The organism is Psychrobacter glacincola, assembly GCF_904846075.1.
GTDB classification, from domain to species: Bacteria; Pseudomonadota; Gammaproteobacteria; order Pseudomonadales; family Moraxellaceae; genus Psychrobacter; species Psychrobacter glacincola_C.
The window spans coordinates 80,876-97,303 of the sequence record NZ_CAJGZH010000002.1 but is presented as its reverse complement, the minus strand read 5'-3'; the positions used below and the strand labels follow the sequence as shown (position 1 = coordinate 97,303).

Here is a 16,428-nt window from a genome sequence, read left to right as displayed (position 1 = left end):
CATTAAGTATATACAAGAATAAACACTTTGTTTTACACTACCTGCTTACTGCATATTTGTACATTTTCACTTTTGTATACAGACAGGGTTTGTATATTTATACAATAGGATTTAGTTATGGCAATCGACGTAGTGGTCAATCAGCGGCATTTACAGATTCAGCTCAAGCAGTTGGAGACAGTATGGCATACGGTGATTAATGGCTATAACTTAAGTCAGGCGGCGACCGTACTGCACACCAGCCAATCTAGCCTATCAAAACATATTGCGGCACTTGAAAATCAGCTCAAAACGGAAGTATTCGTCCGTCAAGGCAAACGCCTAACGGGTCTTACGACCATGGGTACAGCACTAATGCCGCATATCGAATCTATCTTCGCCGAGATCCGTACGATTGAAAACCTAAGTCTCGATTTTAATAATCCGAATATTGGCACGTTGACGATTGCCACCACTCACACGCAAGCGCGATATGTATTGCCGCAAGTCGTCAAAGAGTTTAAAGAGCGCTTCCCCAAAGTCAACCTAATACTACAACAAGCGGATCCAGAGACCATCGCGCAGATGGTCATTCGCGGGCAGGCAGATATTGGCATTGCAACCGAGTCTTTACTTCATAACAATTATTTACGCTGCTATCGCTATTATGACTGGACGCATCGCGTCATTGTGCCAAGCGATCACGAACTGGCCAATCACGAGTCTGTGGATTTGCCGACCCTCGCCAGCTATCCGATTGTGACCTATCACGGTGGCTTTACGGGGCGCGGTGCAATTGACAAAACTTTTGAAGAAGCAGGATTGGAACCAGATATCGTGCTAGCAGCACTCGATGCTGATGTAATCAGTACTTACGTAGGTCTGGGCTTGGGTATCGGCATTATCGCAGAGATGGCGTTTGAACCGAGTCACTATCAAAATTTAACTGCGATACCTGTCGATCACTTTGGGCGCTTTACCAGTTGGATGGCGGTACGTGATGATGCAGAAATTCGTCAGTATGGTCGAGCATTTATGGAACTGTGTCAAAAACAATTTAGCCAGTAAAGAACCATTCATTCATATTTTCACTAAACGTCAATGGCATCGTTATCAACAGATAATGATGCCATTTTCTATTCTCATTTCTACTCAAAATCGACTGCCGCGCATGTGATTCTTATAACTCTACCCCATTATTAAGATTTGTTATCGTCTTAACTTATAACCTTTATATTCAATAGAACCGCCCCATTATATGAACTATTGAACGACTAGTTACAGCAATATTGAATTAGTACTAGATTCTTGAGGTGCTGGTTTATCATTGCTGTCGCTAGTCTCTTTTATAACTAGAATCAAATACCAATATAACCATATAACCATGTCGTTGAAAGGCGGCATCATAAAAATAGGTGATTTATGAGTAACGCTATTCCCTTATCCTTTTTAGACCTAGCACCCGTGCCTGAAGGTAAAACCATCGCTGAGGGCATTGCCCAAACGGTTGAGACAGCACAGCAAGCAGAAAAATTCGGCTTAAACCGTTATTGGATGGCAGAGCATCACAATATGCCGGGCATCGCCAGTGCAGCGACGTCAGTACTACTAGCGCATATCGGTAGCCAAACCAAGCATATACGTATTGGTGCTGGTGGTGTGATGCTTCCGAACCATGCACCGCTCGTCATCGCTGAGCAATTCGGCACTTTGCAGGCATTATATGGTGATCGCGTAGATTTAGGGCTGGGTCGTGCGCCGGGTACTGATGGCGCAACCTTTCAGGCACTACGCCGTCAGATGCAAGATGCTGATCGCTTTCCGCAAGACGTTCAAGAATTGATGTACTTTTTAGGGAACGGTACAGATAATAGCCCAGTACAGGCATTTCCTGGGGCAAAGTCAAACGTTCCTATCTGGATATTAGGCTCTTCTCTTTTTGGGGCTACGTTAGCGGCGCATCTAGGACTTCCTTATGTGTTTGCCTCACACTTTGCACCGCAAATGCTTGGGCAAGCGATTACAGCCTATCGTGAACAGTTCAGACCATCAGCCTATTTGGACAAGCCTTATGTCATGCTAGCAGCCAATTTACTACTCGCCGATGACGATGCTAATGCACAGTATCATTTTACCTCTGCGCAGCAAAGCTTCGTACGCTTGCGCCGTGGTGAGACAGGTCAAATGCCGAAACCTACTCACGATATGGACAGTATCTGGAGCCCTGCTGAAAAAATGATGGTGGATAGCGCATTGTCAGTGTCATTCATAGGTTCTGTAGAAACTGTGAAACCGAGACTGGCGGCATTCCTTGCTCAGTATGAGCCAGACGAGCTGATTGTGACGGCTAACGTTTACGATCAGGCAGCGCGCATGCGTTCACTGGAACTTACACCTGAGTTAAATTTATTTACTTTACAATGAAATCAGACACTTGCATAATTATTAATAAACCTTAGCTGGATGTTTGACATGGATGCAACTCCTATTATCGGTGCCTCACTGCTTATTGGCTCATCAATATTTATGTACATTGTGGCCTTTCTTGCGGTGATGGCTGTCGGTGGTTATTTGACCTACCGCACCAGCCCAAAACGTAAGCAGCGGCGCGAAGACAAACGCAATAAAGACAATTCAAATTAATAAACGCTCTAAAAATATGCTGGGGGCGTATTAATTTAACGTTTAAAGCAATATAAAAAACCCTCTTTCTTATTTAGAAAGAGGGCTTTTTTTGGCTTGCTACATAATAAAAATACAGCAATCTTTACGTACTGTTATTCAGACGGCCTTACCATTCAATTGACGAGCCAAGATTTTTTTGTGCGGCTTGTTGTGCGACATATAGAGCGACTGCTGCATCAAAACTGGCTGCACCAACCGATTTAAATAACGTAACACCATGATTAGACTTAGCGGTTTTTTCTTGTAGCGCCCCTGTGACTAGCGCTTGTAAGTCACCACTGAGGTCGTCCCATGTCCATGCACAATCGACACTATCGTGAGCTTGGATTAAATCGCCCGCTTCATGACGACTGCCAACCAAATCATCGACAACGACCATGCGACTGTTTGCAATGACATCATTGCTTATCTCTTTCATTGAAGGCTGATAGGCGCCGACTGCGTTGATGTGTGCATCAGATTTAATATGGTTGAGATCAAACAAACCTTCTGTTGCACGGGTTGCGACATTGATAACATCTGCATCACGGATAGCATCATTGATATTTTCGCAAACCGTTATAGTAACGTCCCATTGCGGATACTCACGAGTAAATTTCACTTTGAAAATCTCAGCGCCTTCCCTGCTTCTATTCCATAAATATACTGTTTTAATCTCAGGACGTACCGTCAAAACCGCATGTAATTGCTCATAAGCCATGCCACCACAACCGACCACCGCCACACTTTGACAGTCAGCGCTTGCCATATATTTGGTCGCAATGCCTGACAATGCCGCCGTACGCACTTGAGTAATATAAATCCCATCCATAATTGCCAATATCTCACCAGTATCATTGTTTGACACGGTAATAATCGCCGTTGTGGTTGGTAAATTTCGGCTCGGATTATCAGGACAAATGGTGACCAATTTTACCGCGGTATACTCATTCTTACCATCATAAATCGTCGCGGGCATTGATAAATGCGAACCTGAGCGATGAGTGTCATCTTCACTAAAAGTTTCAATGACCAAACGTTCAGGCGCTTTGATCCAGTTGGGGTGCGCTGCCTGTTGATGTAACAATGCTTCTATCGCCCCAATGGCAGATTGCATATTGAGATGTTCGGTCACGATTGCTTTGTTTAGTAATTGCAATTTGAGTACTCCTATTTATAGATTTATTATTAGAACATGTTTTATCACGCCAAAACGGCTACTACATTAATCCCAACCCGCGTAATATTGCCGCACCAATCGCCATTCCAAACATACCTACGACGGTGGTAAAAGCCAAAATATTAGCAGCTAACACATCATTGCCACCCATGGCTTTTGCCATTACATAGCTGGCGGCGGCTGTTGGTGAGGCTGCCATCAAAAACAACACACCCATATGCACACCTGATAGACCAAATCCCAATCCAATAGCGATGGCAATCAATGGCGCAACAATAATACGTCCGATACTCGCCTGCATGGACAGCCCTGAAGGGTGCAACATCGACTTCAAATCAATACTGGCACCGGCGCAAATCAATGCTAAGGGCAATGCCACCGCGGCCAGTAAATCGCCAGTCGTATGAATCACACCTGTAATAGGCGGCAGCGGTGACGCCTTATAAGCAAATGCTGCTACCAATGCGATAATCAGTGGGTTGGTAAATAGTTTTTTGATAATCATGGTACTGCGACTGAGCCAAGTATCATCCACACTTTTGGAAACACGGCTGAGAGTGATAACCGCTAAGATATTAAACAGTATCGTCACCACACCCATATAGACAGCACCGATGCTTAAGCCACGTTCTCCGTAGGCATTAGCAACCGTTGCCAGTCCAATAATAGCCATGTTACTCCGAAATATCCCTTGTACAAACACCCCTTGATCAGCCGGTTTGCTCACAAAATATTTGGCGTAAATCTCTGCACCTATAAACAAGATGAATGTCACCAGAATACCAGCCACTATCAGCGTGATTTGTTTGCTGTAATCGACATCACTATCAACGACGCTAAAAAAAAGCAAACAGGGTAAACAGTAATTAAAGACAAAGCTCGATGCTTGGTCAATAAAAGTCTGGCTCGCCTCACCGCGTCTCTGCATAAAAAAACCCAACCACATTAAGGCAAGGTTGGGCAAGACAATGGTAATAGCAAAGACAATAGCATCAATCATAAATAGGCTCAGTTCGTTGACAAGCCCATCATGATATGGACATCAGCGAGATAAATTAACAAGTAATCATTAAGTTTTATAACCTAGTATAGAGACAAAATAGCAAGTAAGACAAGCGCCTGCTCTATTTTCTTTTAACAGCGGCTGTATTTTTAACAAACAAAAGCCCATAACGATATATCGCTATGGGCTTTTGTTATACTAGTTATACTACTATTACGAATCTAGCGCGGCCTTCGCTTTTTTATGTTTCTTCACTGTCATAGCTAATAATTGAACGGCTGCAGGCGTCACACCGCTCACGCGTCCTGCTTGAGCAAGCGTCGCAGGACGTATTTGCGTCAATTTCTGTACAATTTCATTCGATAATCCCGATACCACGCTATAATCAAAGTCCAGTGGTAGCGCTGTATTTTCTAGGCGTTTCATCTGATCAATGTCTTCTTGCTGACGATCAATATAGCCTGCGTATTTGACAGAAATCTCTATCTGCTCGCCTACTTGTGTATCGACCTGCGAATCAGTGATGGCAGCGATATCAGCAAAATGAATCTGCGGACGCTTGAGCAAATCAAAAGCAGTTGATTCTTTTGACAGCACCTCGCCCGTTTGCTCTGTGACTTTTTTGCCCAACGTATTAGCAGGGGTTGCCCACATATCTTTGAGACGTGAGGTCTCCGTTGTGATCGCCTCCATTTTTTCTTGATACGCTTGCCAGCGCACATCATCTACTAGACCAAGCTTGCGACCCGTCTCAGTTAGGCGTTGATCTGCATTGTCTTCACGTAATAGTAGACGATATTCTGCGCGGCTCGTAAACATACGATATGGCTCAGTCGTACCATGGGTAATCAAATCATCAACGAGCACGCCAAGATAGGCTTCATCACGGCGCGGTGTCCACGTTTCAAACTCACTATTATTAGTAGTAACCAATGCCGCATTGGTACCTGCTAGCAAACCCTGTACACCAGCTTCTTCGTAGCCAGTCGTACCATTGATTTGCCCAGCGAAGTAAAGACGATCGATAGATTTGGTCTCAAGCGTTGGTTTCAAATTTTGCGGATCAAAATAATCATACTCAATCGCGTAGCCTGGACGGGTGATATGCGCGTTTTCTAAGCCTTTCATACTATGAATAAACTCTAACTGCACATCAAACGGCAAACTTGTTGATATACCATTTGGATATAGCTCATGTGTCGTCAAACCTTCTGGCTCGATAAATATCTGATGGCTGTCTTTATCTGCAAAGCGATGAATCTTGTCTTCAATTGACGGACAATAACGTGGACCCACACCTTCGATTTTGCCAGAGAACATCGGCGAACGGTCTAAATTTTCACGGATGATGTCATGGGTGCGCGCATTGGTATGGGTGATGTAGCAATTGACCTGCTCTGGATGCATCGACACATCACCCATATAACTCATGACTGGCAGTGGCGTATCGCCCGGCTGTACGGTCATCACACTAAAATCAACGCTACGTGCATCAATACGTGCTGGCGTACCTGTCTTTAGACGACCGACTGGCAGCTTAAGCTCACGTAAACGATCAGCCAACTTGATAGAAGGTTGATCCCCTGCACGACCACCTTTTGAGCTTTCGAGACCAATATGAATCACCCCGCCCAAGAACGTTCCTGAAGTCAGTACCACCGTTTGCGTATTAAAGATAATACCCGTTGCAGTAACCACTGCCGTCGCACGACCATTTTCAACTAAGATATCATCAGCTGCTTGCTGGAATATATCAAGATTTGGCTGATTTTCAAGCGTATGGCGAATGGCGGCTTTATATAAAATACGATCTGCTTGCGCACGCGTAGCACGAACGGCAGCACCTTTACGACTGTTAAGCACACGAAACTGAATGCCTGACTTATCCGTTGCCAATGCCATTGCACCGCCAAGCGCATCAATCTCACGTACCAGATGGGATTTGCCGATACCACCAATTGCAGGGTTACAACTCATCTGCCCGAGCGTCTCAATATTATGTGTCAACAGCAAGGTCTGCGCGCCCATACGTGCGGCTGCCAAAGCAGCTTCTGTGCCAGCATGACCACCACCGATCACTACCACGTCGTAATTTTTTGGGTATTGCATATACGCCTCACTTGACTCATAACGCTGCTTTTAGCCAAAAACTATCATTACCAGAATTTTATGGCTAAATAGCATGGTCATCAGCAAATAAACGTCAGTCGGATTTAAAAAGTTAACGACTTGGAAAAGCCGCTAGATATTGGATTGCTAACCCATCATTATAACAATTTTTTGATGCTTAAAAAACGCCGCAGTAGAAACTATTTACATTAAGTGTTAAGCATCATTTTTAAACTTAGTAACTAGTAACTTAATAATTAGCGCCTAGTTACCAGGGCTCAGCGGTACGATTTGATCTGATTGACCACTGCTCAGCATATGCTGACTGCCATAACCTTCTGGATTGATCTGCAAATAAGCATTCATCAAGCCAATAGCATCGCCATCATTACTCGCCAAAATTTGCTCTTTAATCATGTCCACTGGCGGTAGCAGCAAGTTTTTTAGCAATGCCAAACGCTGCTGGTTATTACCTTTATTAACGACCATCTCGATAAGTTGACGCGCATCGATAGGTAAATCTGGCGTATTCTGTGCCAATAATGCCAAATGATAAGCGCCCGCAGAATCTTGATCCGCAACGATACGCTGCTCAATCGCAATATAAGTGGCTTCTGTTGCGCCGCCTGCCACGCTAAGCTGATGAATACATTTCAGGGCTGAATGTGGCTCATTGCCAGCAATTTCAATGATGCGCGTGGATTCATTTTTTAAATGCTCACGGCGTTTCTCTATGGTCGCTTGCTCAGCAGATACCGGTTCAGGTGTTTGTTGTTCTATTAGTTGATTGCTCATAATACTCTCTCATTATTTATGTTTTTATAATGCTTGCTGTTGAGCCATATATGGGGTCAATACTGACAAAAACAATAAAAGCCCGAGCGCCCATCTAAGGACTGGCTCGAGCTTTTATTGTTAAAACTTATCAGCTTGATAATAAAAAAGCTTAGATAAGTGTTTTCAGCATTATGCAGCAGGGCTGTTTGCTTCAACCAATGGCTTAAGCTCGCCTGATTGATACATTTGCAAAATAATGTCTGATCCGCCCATCAATTCGCCGTCAATCCACAACTGTGGAAAAGTCGGCCAATTAGCCACTTTAGGTAACGTCGCACGGATTTCTGGGTTTTCTAAAATATTTACAAACGCAAATGGACGACCGATTTGAGTAAGAACTTCAATCGATTTAGCAGAAAAACCGCACTGCGGAAATTGCGGCGTGCCTTTCATATAAATAATAACTTTATTGTCACGGATTTGATCACGGATCAATTGTTCAACGTCGTTTGCAGCAGTATTTGGGGTTTGTTCACTCATAAAAGCTCCTATTGATAAAGCGGTTCATTGAAAACAGTGATTGATATTACAAAATGATTGAGAAAAGAGATGGCTGATACATGGGGCAAGCGCCACGGTATTACAAGTACAACTCTATAGACTATATATATAAAATCTACATAGATAAAATCTGCGCGCAACTGACCCAGTCAATATGACTCGGAGTGCTCAAACAGCGATGACACCCGATCCAAGCTATCTAGATTCGACAACATTAGGCACTAATAATACCACGGCATTGGCCATAATGCCCTCTTGCCGACCTGTAAAGCCTAACTTTTCAGTGGTGGTGGCTTTAACGCTGATATTATTGACCGCAGTCTGCAAATCACTGGCAATATTATCACGCATGGCTTGGCTGTGCGGTGCCAGCTTTGGACGCTCACACATCACAGTGATATCAGCGTTGCCTAGACTATAACCAGCCTCTTGCACTTTACTGTAGACATAACGTAGCAGCACCCGCGAGTCCAACCCTGCATGGGCAGCATCTGTATCAGGGAAATGCTGACCGATATCGCCAAGCGCCAATGCACCAAGCAGTGCATCAGCAAGCGCATGCAGCACCACATCTCCATCAGAGTGTGCAAGCAAGCTGTGCGTGTGTTCAATAGGCACACCTGCTAGCACCACATATTGCTGCTGCTGACCATTATTGTGAAAAGCGTGAACGTCGATACCTTGACCAATTTTTATCATTATTATTCCAAGATGAGTGAAACGTGATTAAAATAATTCAAAACCACTATCTAAATTTCTAAAGCGATTTTACCAATGCCTAGACACCATCGGTCGCCACCAGTTTCAATTAACTGGTATAATATGACGTTTATTTTATCATAATACCAGATCCAAAAGATAAGCTGACGTCGTTCTGCTGAGACTACCTATTGTAGCAATGGCATAATTTTTGGCGTCAATATCTATTTTGGAGAACGTACAAATAGTTGAGCCGCTTTATGTCAGCCATACAAGATACCTCAAGCATAGCCGTTTCCGAGTCTTTTACGACTCATCGTCCATTAACACTTGCCGATATCGAAAATCCTAGCGCCAAGCACGTGATTGTCGGTATGTCAGGTGGCGTTGATTCTTCTGTATCAGCCGTTTTACTTCAACAAGCAGGCTTTAAAGTCGAAGGTCTGTTTATGAAGAACTGGGAAGAAGATGACGGCACCGAATACTGTACGGCAATGGACGACCTAGCGGACGCACAAGCGGTATGTGACAAAATCGGTATGAAGCTACACACAGCCAATTTTGCCATGGAATATTGGGATCGGGTTTTTGAGCATTTTTTGGCCGAATACAAAGCGGGTCGTACGCCCAACCCAGATATTTTGTGCAACAAAGAAATCAAGTTCAAAGCATTTTTAGACTATGCTTTGACGTTGGGCGCAGATTATATCGCCACCGGTCACTACACGCGCCGTAGTATGAACTATACGAATGCTAATGGCACTGAGGTTGCGCAGCTATTACGCGGGCTTGATAACAATAAAGACCAAAGTTACTTTTTACATGCGGTTGGCGGCGATAAAATCGCTAAGACACTGTTCCCAGTCGGTGAGCTTGAAAAACCAGTGGTTCGTCAAATCGCTGAAGAACATGATCTTATTACTGCCAATAAAAAGGATTCAACGGGTATTTGCTTTATTGGTGAGCGCCGCTTTAAAGACTTTTTACAACAGTACTTGCCGGCACAAAAAGGCGATATCGTCACTGACGATGGTCACATTATCGGTCAACACGATGGTTTAATGTATTATACGTTAGGTCAGCGCGGTGGTATTGGCATTGGCGGTGTCAAAGATCGCCCAGAAGAGCCTTGGTTCGTATTGGCAAAAGACTTGGACAACAACCGTTTGATCGTTGGACAAGGTCATGAGCATCCCATGATGCTGAGTAATGAGCTGCAAGCTTATAAGCTCGATTGGGTCGATGGTTTACCGCCTGCAGATATATTTACCGATGAAGGTTTACGTTGTATGGCAAAATCGCGCTACCGTCAGCCAGACCAAGCGTGCCGAGTGTTTTCTGTTGATGATAAAGGTTTAGAAGTACGAGTGATATTTGATGCGCCGCAACGGGCAGTGACGCCAGGTCAATCAGCAGTATTTTATATCGATGAGGTTTGTTTGGGCGGCGGTGTCATTGCCTCTATTGACGCGCCTTGCGGGATTTGACATCTCATTTAACATTAATTAATACAATGATTTGTCTTTTTTTAGGATACTGAATGACCGCTCGCCTTTTCGCCTTGCTGAATATCTCATTTTCTTGTTCGATATGGGTAAAGAGAGGTCTTACGCTTACTTTCATTGCTGCGTCATTTAGTGCACAGTCAGCACCATCAGAGCTGGGTAGTATTACGGTTACCAGCTCTAATGCTTCGACTGGTACTGCTTCTGGCACCTATATCGCAGCAGGTTCTGGTGCTACTGGTCGTTTTACTTTAGTGCGCAATGAAAATATTGGTTATAACAGTAATGCTGAGATAACACCGTCTAGTGGTACGCGTACCAATGGTATTGAGATCAGGAATGATTCTAATACTAGTATTGATAGAGATAAATTTGAGTACACTTTCACTATTACGCCTAATGATAACGCCTCTATACATACCATAAAAATTGGTCAAGCCAGCTATTCAATGGGTGGTAACTCAGAAATTGCACGTCAAACGTTAAGTTTTACCCAAAATAGTCAAATTAGTCTACCTGTGCAAGCCACTATCAAAAACAACCCAGATGTCCCCTATTACTATAATGCAATGGGTGATTATTTTATGGGGACCAAACTTAATGCGACTCAATTGAATTCACAAAATGCTGTGTTCAACCCGCAGCTGCGTACCGATAGCTCAAATGTGAATGGTAGTGGTTTATATTATTATAATATTACTAATCTAGCGGGTGCTACTGGTAGCCAAAATCCATATAGCCCTACTTTAACTAACAATCTAGTCGCCCTTAGCTCAAATAACGGGGTTTTACCACCGACGCCAACTTTTGAAAATATTATTAAAAGTATCAATAATGGCAGCACGTATTCTGCACTCTCATCTAATACGGCTATTTCCAATGGTGGTACTTATGTCAGTTATGGCATTGAAAATAGTCAAAGCAATTACGTTGTCGCGGTAAGAAATGCGAACGCTGTGACTTTGACCTATGAAGGTATTATGAATGGTAATATCGGCATTGCGCGTAACGTAGTCGGTGAAACTTTTAATGAATGGATCAGCTTTGGGGTAGAAAGTGAACCATTGAATTACGTCTTTTCAGGCACTGTATTCAATGATAATGGCGGTATAAACGATAGCGACATCAATGTCAAAAAAGATAACGCTACGATAGACAGCGGTATATATAACAATACCAACTTCTTCAATGGTACTTTTGACTCTGCTGAAAGTGGTATTGCAGGTAGCACAGTCAAGCTGGTTGACTGTACAACCAATGCTCCTTTTGAAACTATCAATATTCCTACTAATATTGTCGGTAAATATGAGATTAAAATACCTATCGCTTCTCTAACTGGCAAAAGTACTGTCTGCCTGATTGAAGAAAATAGTGGTAGCACTTATCCCATTCGTACTACTAATGAAAAAACTGTTATTTCCTTAACTACTAACAAGTATAACTATGAAAATAATAACTTTGGCAGAGTGATTGATAAGAACACAGCTTTAGTCCTTGAAAAAGAACAAGCACTTAACGATTGCAAAATCTCCTCATTGTTACCAAATCTAGAAAACAAGCTTGCCTATAGTCAAGCCGCCCTATCTGAAGTAACTCCAGGACAATGTATTGCTTACAAAATCACTGCGACCAATCGAGCCAACCTTAGTATCAATCACTTTGTTCTACAAGATGTCTTGCAAGAAAAAAATGTGAATCGCGCGATAGTGACATCAAAACTTGCGAATCCAATTCATCAAGCAAGCGAATATGCCGCAGACAGTGTCGTTATCGGCAATAACGGTACTGTTAAAACGGTAACCTCAATTTTAGATCCAAGGACAAAACGTAGTTTTTACTTTAATACTAAGTATGGCACGACATACTCTAATACACCCGATGCCCCTTAATAATGGCGTTATATGCATATTTTGATTTTATCAACGGCTACATTTGCTACACTACCCGTATTTTTTTGACCACAGTCTTATATGATGTGTTCATTTGTGTGATTTCACAGTTTTCATCACTTTTACTTTTTTAATTTAAAGGCATTATTATGAACTTACTTACCGCACTCTCCCCAATCGATGGTCGTTACGCCTCCAAAGCTGACAGCTTGCGTCCTTATTTATCTGAATTTGGTCTCATTAAAGCCCGCGTCACTGTCGAGATTCGCTGGTTACAGTCATTGGCTGATAACAGCGCTATTGGTGAATTGGCAGCATTTGATACCGATACCAATGCCTTTTTAAACAGTATCGTTGATGACTTTAGTGAAGCAGATGCCCAAGCTATCAAAGACATCGAAGCGACGACCAATCATGATGTAAAAGCCGTTGAGTACTTTATCAAAGACAAGTTCCGTGGTCAGGCAGCACTTGAAGATTCATTAGAATTTATTCATTTTGCGTGTACTAGTGAAGATATCAACAACTTGTCTTATGCATTAATGCTAAAAGACAGCCGCGAGATTGTGGTTGCTAAAATGCAAGAAGTGACTGATAGCATCGTTGATTTAGCGATTACCCATGCTGACCAACCCATGCTATCACGTACTCATGGTCAAACCGCTAGCCCAACGACGCTAGGCAAAGAAATGGCAAACGTCGCTTATCGCTTAGCCCGTCAAATCAAACAAGTCGGTCAAGTAGAGCTATTAGGTAAAATCAATGGCGCGGTTGGTAACTATAACGCTCATTACGCCTCATACCCTGACGTCGATTGGCAAGCACATGCAGAACGTTTCATCGATGAAAGTCTTGAGCTGACTTTTAACCCTTATACCACGCAAATTGAGCCGCATGATTATATCGCCGAGCTATTTGATGCTGTCAAACGTTTTAATACCATCCTAATCGATTTTAACCGTGATATTTGGCAATATATTAGCTTAGGCTATTTTAAACAGCGCCTAAAAGATGGTGAAGTTGGTTCTTCTACCATGCCGCACAAAGTGAACCCGATTGATTTTGAAAACTCAGAAGGTAACTTGGGCGTTGCTAATGCCATGCTGGCTCATTTGGGTGAAAAACTGCCAATTTCACGTATGCAGCGTGATTTATCAGACTCTACCGTACTTCGTAATATCGGTGTTGGTCTGGCACAAAGCATGATTGCTTATGATGCTTGTTTAAAAGGTGTCAGCAAACTTGAATTGAATGCCCAGCGCTTAAACGACGATTTGGATAATGCACAAGAAGTATTGGCAGAGCCGATTCAAACGGTTATGCGTCGCTACCGTGTTGAAAACCCATATGAGAAGCTTAAAGCTCTGACTCGTGGTAATGCGATGACTCGCGAAGCCATGCTGACATTCGTTGAAAGTGATGAGCTATCTGCGGTGAGCGATGCGGATAAAGCGCGCCTACGTGAGATGACGCCAGCCACTTATATCGGTAATGCGGCGGAGCAAGCGCGCACGATTAAAGAGTGGATTGCTAAGATTTAACTGGCAACAAACTTATCTTTATAAAATGTAAAAAAGATATAAATGAGCTCATTTATATCTTTTTTCAAAAAACCTTACTCTAAACACTATGATTTTTTTAAATACATAGTTAATGGGTGAGGTTTTATTCTTTATCGTCTTCATCTTTTTTATCACTGCTATCACCCGGTATGATGGCTTTGGTCACAGCAACAGTACCTTTGACGACGCCTTTAGTAGTTTTGTAGGCGACTTTTACAGGTACAGTGACGATTTTATGCACACAAGCTTGCAGCATAAATATACTGGCGATGATGACGATAAATTGTAATTTTTTCATAAATTTCCTACGGATAATGAGAGGCATTGATGGCTATAATTTCACCATCAGCTAGACGCTAATCATAAACCAATACATGTCAGCTATAAAGCACTGTTCTAGTTTTATATTCTGTCTACCTTGATATCCTTTCTACTTAAACACACGGATCTACCCATGACTTCTATACCGCTTTGTTTACCCGACTCTATCACGCCTGAGCAATTTTTAAGCGAATACTGGCAAAAAAAGCCACTCTTAATTAAACAAGGCTTACCACAGCTAATTGGCATGTTCGAACCTGACGACATGCTTGGTCTAGCACTAGAAGAAGATGCCGCAGTGCGCCTGCTGACTCAAGCAGCAAGTAAAAAAGAAGGTCAGGCGCAGTGGCAACTCAAAAAAAGCCCATTGACTGAAACTGATTTCGATAACTTACCTGAGCAATGGACTGTACTGGTGCAGAATATGGAACAGTGGTCGCCTGAGCTTGGTCAATTGTGGCAAGCCTTTGACTTTATTCCACAATGGCAACGTGATGACATCATGGTTTCTTATGCGCCAAAAGGTGGTTCAGTCGGCAAACACTATGATGATTATGATGTGTTTTTAGCGCAAGGGTTTGGGTCTAGACGTTGGCAACTGGGCAAATTCTGTGATAAAAATACCGAGTTTGTCGCTGATGAGCCGATTCGCCTCTTTGATGATATGGGTGAGATTATTTTTGATGAGATATTAGAAGCGGGTGACGTGCTTTACGTACCGCCGAAGCTGTCACATTTTGGTGTGGCACAAGACGATTGCTTAACCTTTTCATTTGGCTGCCGTCGTCCTAACTTGATGCAAATCATCGACAGCTTGGCTGATATCGCCACCAACGATAGCGATTTATTTATCCCAATGCTGCTGCCACAAGCGCTGCAAGCGTCAGGTGAATTGCAAGCGAGCAGCATCAATGCGATCAAAGATCAGCTATTACAAATGCTACAGTCTGAGCGTGGTAGTGATATCATTCGTCAAGCAGTTTCTGAAGTCGTCAGCAAACGCCAGTATGATGCGCTGATGCCAGAGGATACATTAGATACAGATGAGCTCATGCAAGCTCTAGCAGAAGGTGCTACCTTGCAAGCGGATTATAGCAATCGTTTGTTATACACCCAGGCGGATAATGACATCGTTTTATATGCCAATGGGCAACGCATTGACGGGCTTGACGAGACCGCAGTAGCGGTATTGGTGCGTTTGGCTAATGGCGAACACCTAAATAGTCAAGATGTCGCCGATGTTGACTCAGACGATTTGAGCGAATGGCTAGAGAACGGCTGGGTGTGGATTGATATTGCTGAATAATATCTATTAATCAGACATTAATCAAATAACGTAAATAAAAAAAACCGCTATCCGACAATTACTCAGATAGCGGTTTTTTCTTATAAATCGTATTCGGTATTTATAGCTATACCAAACACTGCTTCGCACTTATCAAAACGGATATAAGAGCGAAGTGGGTTTGTAATTAATACGGTTATTCTGTACCAAGTTCAAGCAAGCTAGCATTACCACCGATCGCTGTGGTATTGATTGTTTTGACGCGCTCAGTGACAAAACGATGCAAATAATCAGGCGTTAGCATCTCTGACAAGCCTTCCATATCAGTGACGCTGATGACTTGCGTTAAGATACCGTCTGTATTGGCAAGCTCTTGACTGATAGTCTGTACTTCGCTTCGATTGCCAGAGACTGCAACCTGTGCCAGACGATCGATATATAAAAGCGTGACGGTTTGCGAGTCATTCGCCACACTCAATACATCTTCGCTGATACCTGTATCATATAGTATCTTGGCAGCTTCATTGCACATCTCATCTTGGCTTGGGCAATGCAGGATGACTTCATTACCTGTCAATAGTGCGGCTACCAGCTGTCCTAATACTGCCATGGCTCTAGCAGATTCACCACCAATAACCATGGTCTTACCACGACCAGTGACATATAGATCGTTGGACTCACCAGTTGCACCAGTCATGCGATGCACCTCATCCAAGCTAGGCGCGGCGCTCAATAGATGATTGAACAAACGCTTTGCTTTATTGGCGTCACCAGTCAGCAGCGCCAACTTTGGAATAGCCGCTTGTAGATATGTTGCGCGATTCACTGCGCCAAGTAATCGCCAAGATTCACAAACCTGGGCATGATTTTTTTTGAATTCAGTCGCCATGTTGC

At 43.1% G+C, this 16,428-nt stretch carries 15 protein-coding genes; 7 read left to right on the top strand and 8 right to left on the bottom strand.

Translation table 11 applies throughout. The features are described from left to right. Nucleotides 1-117 precede the first annotated feature (117 nt). From JMW85_RS06590 to JMW85_RS06580, 3 genes are all read left to right on the top strand, one after another. The gene (locus JMW85_RS06590; protein ID WP_045446223.1) at nt 118-1,047 is read left to right on the top strand and encodes a LysR substrate-binding domain-containing protein; all 930 of its coding nucleotides are present in this window, start codon (nt 118-120) and stop codon (nt 1,045-1,047) included. A 354-nt stretch (nt 1,048-1,401) separates the two neighbouring features. Further along, complete coding sequence (locus JMW85_RS06585) at nt 1,402-2,403, top strand: LLM class flavin-dependent oxidoreductase (RefSeq protein WP_087815229.1); 1,002 nt, start codon at nt 1,402-1,404, stop codon at nt 2,401-2,403. Between the two features lie 48 nt (nt 2,404-2,451). Next, the gene (locus JMW85_RS06580) at nt 2,452-2,622 is read left to right on the top strand and encodes a hypothetical protein (RefSeq protein WP_176393081.1); all 171 of its coding nucleotides are present in this window, start codon (nt 2,452-2,454) and stop codon (nt 2,620-2,622) included. A gap of 148 nt (nt 2,623-2,770) precedes the next feature. Here the strand turns inward: JMW85_RS06580 and JMW85_RS06575 are convergent, their stop codons facing one another. The 6 genes from JMW85_RS06575 to ispF form a co-directional block, all read right to left on the bottom strand. Continuing rightward, nucleotides 2,771-3,802, bottom strand: a complete 1,032-nt coding sequence (locus JMW85_RS06575; RefSeq protein WP_087815227.1) for an ornithine cyclodeaminase family protein — start codon at nt 3,800-3,802, stop codon at nt 2,771-2,773. Nucleotides 3,803-3,863: 61 nt separating this feature from the next. Next, a complete protein-coding gene (locus JMW85_RS06570; protein WP_087815225.1) occupies nt 3,864-4,823 on the bottom strand; it encodes an AEC family transporter in 960 nt (319 codons plus the stop codon). 216 nt (nt 4,824-5,039) lie between these two features. After that, nucleotides 5,040-6,935 carry a tRNA uridine-5-carboxymethylaminomethyl(34) synthesis enzyme MnmG gene (gene mnmG, locus JMW85_RS06565; protein WP_087815223.1) on the bottom strand — a complete coding sequence of 632 codons (1,896 nt, stop codon included), beginning with the start codon at nt 6,933-6,935 and terminating at the stop codon, nt 5,040-5,042. A 264-nt stretch (nt 6,936-7,199) separates the two neighbouring features. Continuing rightward, entirely contained in the window at nt 7,200-7,730 is a 531-nt protein-coding gene (locus JMW85_RS06560; RefSeq protein WP_087815221.1) for a hypothetical protein, read from the bottom strand. Between the two features lie 171 nt (nt 7,731-7,901). Continuing rightward, nucleotides 7,902-8,252: a Grx4 family monothiol glutaredoxin gene (grxD, locus tag JMW85_RS06555; protein ID WP_045446215.1), complete on the bottom strand. Its 351-nt coding sequence runs from the start codon at nt 8,250-8,252 to the stop codon at nt 7,902-7,904. 216 nt (nt 8,253-8,468) lie between these two features. After that, nucleotides 8,469-8,972 (bottom strand): 2-C-methyl-D-erythritol 2,4-cyclodiphosphate synthase, encoded by a 504-nt coding sequence (gene ispF, locus JMW85_RS06550; RefSeq protein ID WP_045446213.1) that lies wholly within the window; start codon nt 8,970-8,972, stop codon nt 8,469-8,471. A gap of 260 nt (nt 8,973-9,232) precedes the next feature. Between ispF and mnmA the strand changes: the two genes are divergently transcribed. The 3 genes from mnmA (at nt 9,233) to purB (ending at nt 13,907) form a co-directional block, all read left to right on the top strand. Next, nucleotides 9,233-10,459 carry a tRNA 2-thiouridine(34) synthase MnmA gene (mnmA, locus tag JMW85_RS06545; protein ID WP_087815219.1) on the top strand — a complete coding sequence of 409 codons (1,227 nt, stop codon included), beginning with the start codon at nt 9,233-9,235 and terminating at the stop codon, nt 10,457-10,459. Nucleotides 10,460-10,512: 53 nt separating this feature from the next. Next, complete coding sequence (locus JMW85_RS06540; RefSeq protein WP_087815217.1) at nt 10,513-12,366, top strand: hypothetical protein; 1,854 nt, start codon at nt 10,513-10,515, stop codon at nt 12,364-12,366. 149 nt (nt 12,367-12,515) lie between these two features. Further along, a complete protein-coding gene (gene purB / locus JMW85_RS06535; RefSeq protein WP_201553726.1) occupies nt 12,516-13,907 on the top strand; it encodes an adenylosuccinate lyase in 1,392 nt (463 codons plus the stop codon). A gap of 124 nt (nt 13,908-14,031) precedes the next feature. Here purB and JMW85_RS06530 read toward each other — a convergent pair whose 3' ends face one another. Further along, nucleotides 14,032-14,226: an NF038104 family lipoprotein gene (locus tag JMW85_RS06530; protein ID WP_087815212.1), complete on the bottom strand. Its 195-nt coding sequence runs from the start codon at nt 14,224-14,226 to the stop codon at nt 14,032-14,034. A 156-nt stretch (nt 14,227-14,382) separates the two neighbouring features. Between JMW85_RS06530 and JMW85_RS06525 the strand changes: the two genes are divergently transcribed. Further along, the gene (locus tag JMW85_RS06525) at nt 14,383-15,555 is read left to right on the top strand and encodes a cupin domain-containing protein (protein WP_201553725.1); all 1,173 of its coding nucleotides are present in this window, start codon (nt 14,383-14,385) and stop codon (nt 15,553-15,555) included. A gap of 175 nt (nt 15,556-15,730) precedes the next feature. Here the strand turns inward: JMW85_RS06525 and JMW85_RS06520 are convergent, their stop codons facing one another. Beyond that, complete coding sequence (locus tag JMW85_RS06520; RefSeq protein ID WP_045446201.1) at nt 15,731-16,423, bottom strand: 1-pyrroline-5-carboxylate dehydrogenase; 693 nt, start codon at nt 16,421-16,423, stop codon at nt 15,731-15,733. Nucleotides 16,424-16,428 lie beyond the last annotated feature (5 nt).

Excerpts from the sequence above, each read along its gene's own strand:
- purB (WP_201553726.1), top strand. The coding sequence starts at position 12,516 with ATGAACTTACTTACCGCACTCTCCCCAATCGATGGTCGTTACGCCTCC.
- JMW85_RS06530 (WP_087815212.1), bottom strand. The coding sequence starts at position 14,226 with ATGAAAAAATTACAATTTATCGTCATCATCGCCAGTATATTTATGCTG.
- JMW85_RS06590 (WP_045446223.1), top strand. The coding sequence starts at position 118 with ATGGCAATCGACGTAGTGGTCAATCAGCGGCATTTACAGATTCAGCTC.
- JMW85_RS06560 (WP_087815221.1), bottom strand. The coding sequence starts at position 7,730 with ATGAGCAATCAACTAATAGAACAACAAACACCTGAACCGGTATCTGCT.
- grxD (WP_045446215.1), bottom strand. The coding sequence starts at position 8,252 with ATGAGTGAACAAACCCCAAATACTGCTGCAAACGACGTTGAACAATTG.
- JMW85_RS06525 (WP_201553725.1), top strand. The coding sequence starts at position 14,383 with ATGACTTCTATACCGCTTTGTTTACCCGACTCTATCACGCCTGAGCAA.
- mnmG (WP_087815223.1), bottom strand. The coding sequence starts at position 6,935 with ATGCAATACCCAAAAAATTACGACGTGGTAGTGATCGGTGGTGGTCAT.
- JMW85_RS06585 (WP_087815229.1), top strand. The coding sequence starts at position 1,402 with ATGAGTAACGCTATTCCCTTATCCTTTTTAGACCTAGCACCCGTGCCT.
- ispF (WP_045446213.1), bottom strand. The coding sequence starts at position 8,972 with ATGATAAAAATTGGTCAAGGTATCGACGTTCACGCTTTTCACAATAAT.
- JMW85_RS06520 (WP_045446201.1), bottom strand. The coding sequence starts at position 16,423 with ATGGCGACTGAATTCAAAAAAAATCATGCCCAGGTTTGTGAATCTTGG.
- JMW85_RS06580 (WP_176393081.1), top strand. The coding sequence starts at position 2,452 with ATGGATGCAACTCCTATTATCGGTGCCTCACTGCTTATTGGCTCATCA.
- JMW85_RS06540 (WP_087815217.1), top strand. The coding sequence starts at position 10,513 with ATGACCGCTCGCCTTTTCGCCTTGCTGAATATCTCATTTTCTTGTTCG.
- mnmA (WP_087815219.1), top strand. The coding sequence starts at position 9,233 with ATGTCAGCCATACAAGATACCTCAAGCATAGCCGTTTCCGAGTCTTTT.
- JMW85_RS06570 (WP_087815225.1), bottom strand. The coding sequence starts at position 4,823 with ATGATTGATGCTATTGTCTTTGCTATTACCATTGTCTTGCCCAACCTT.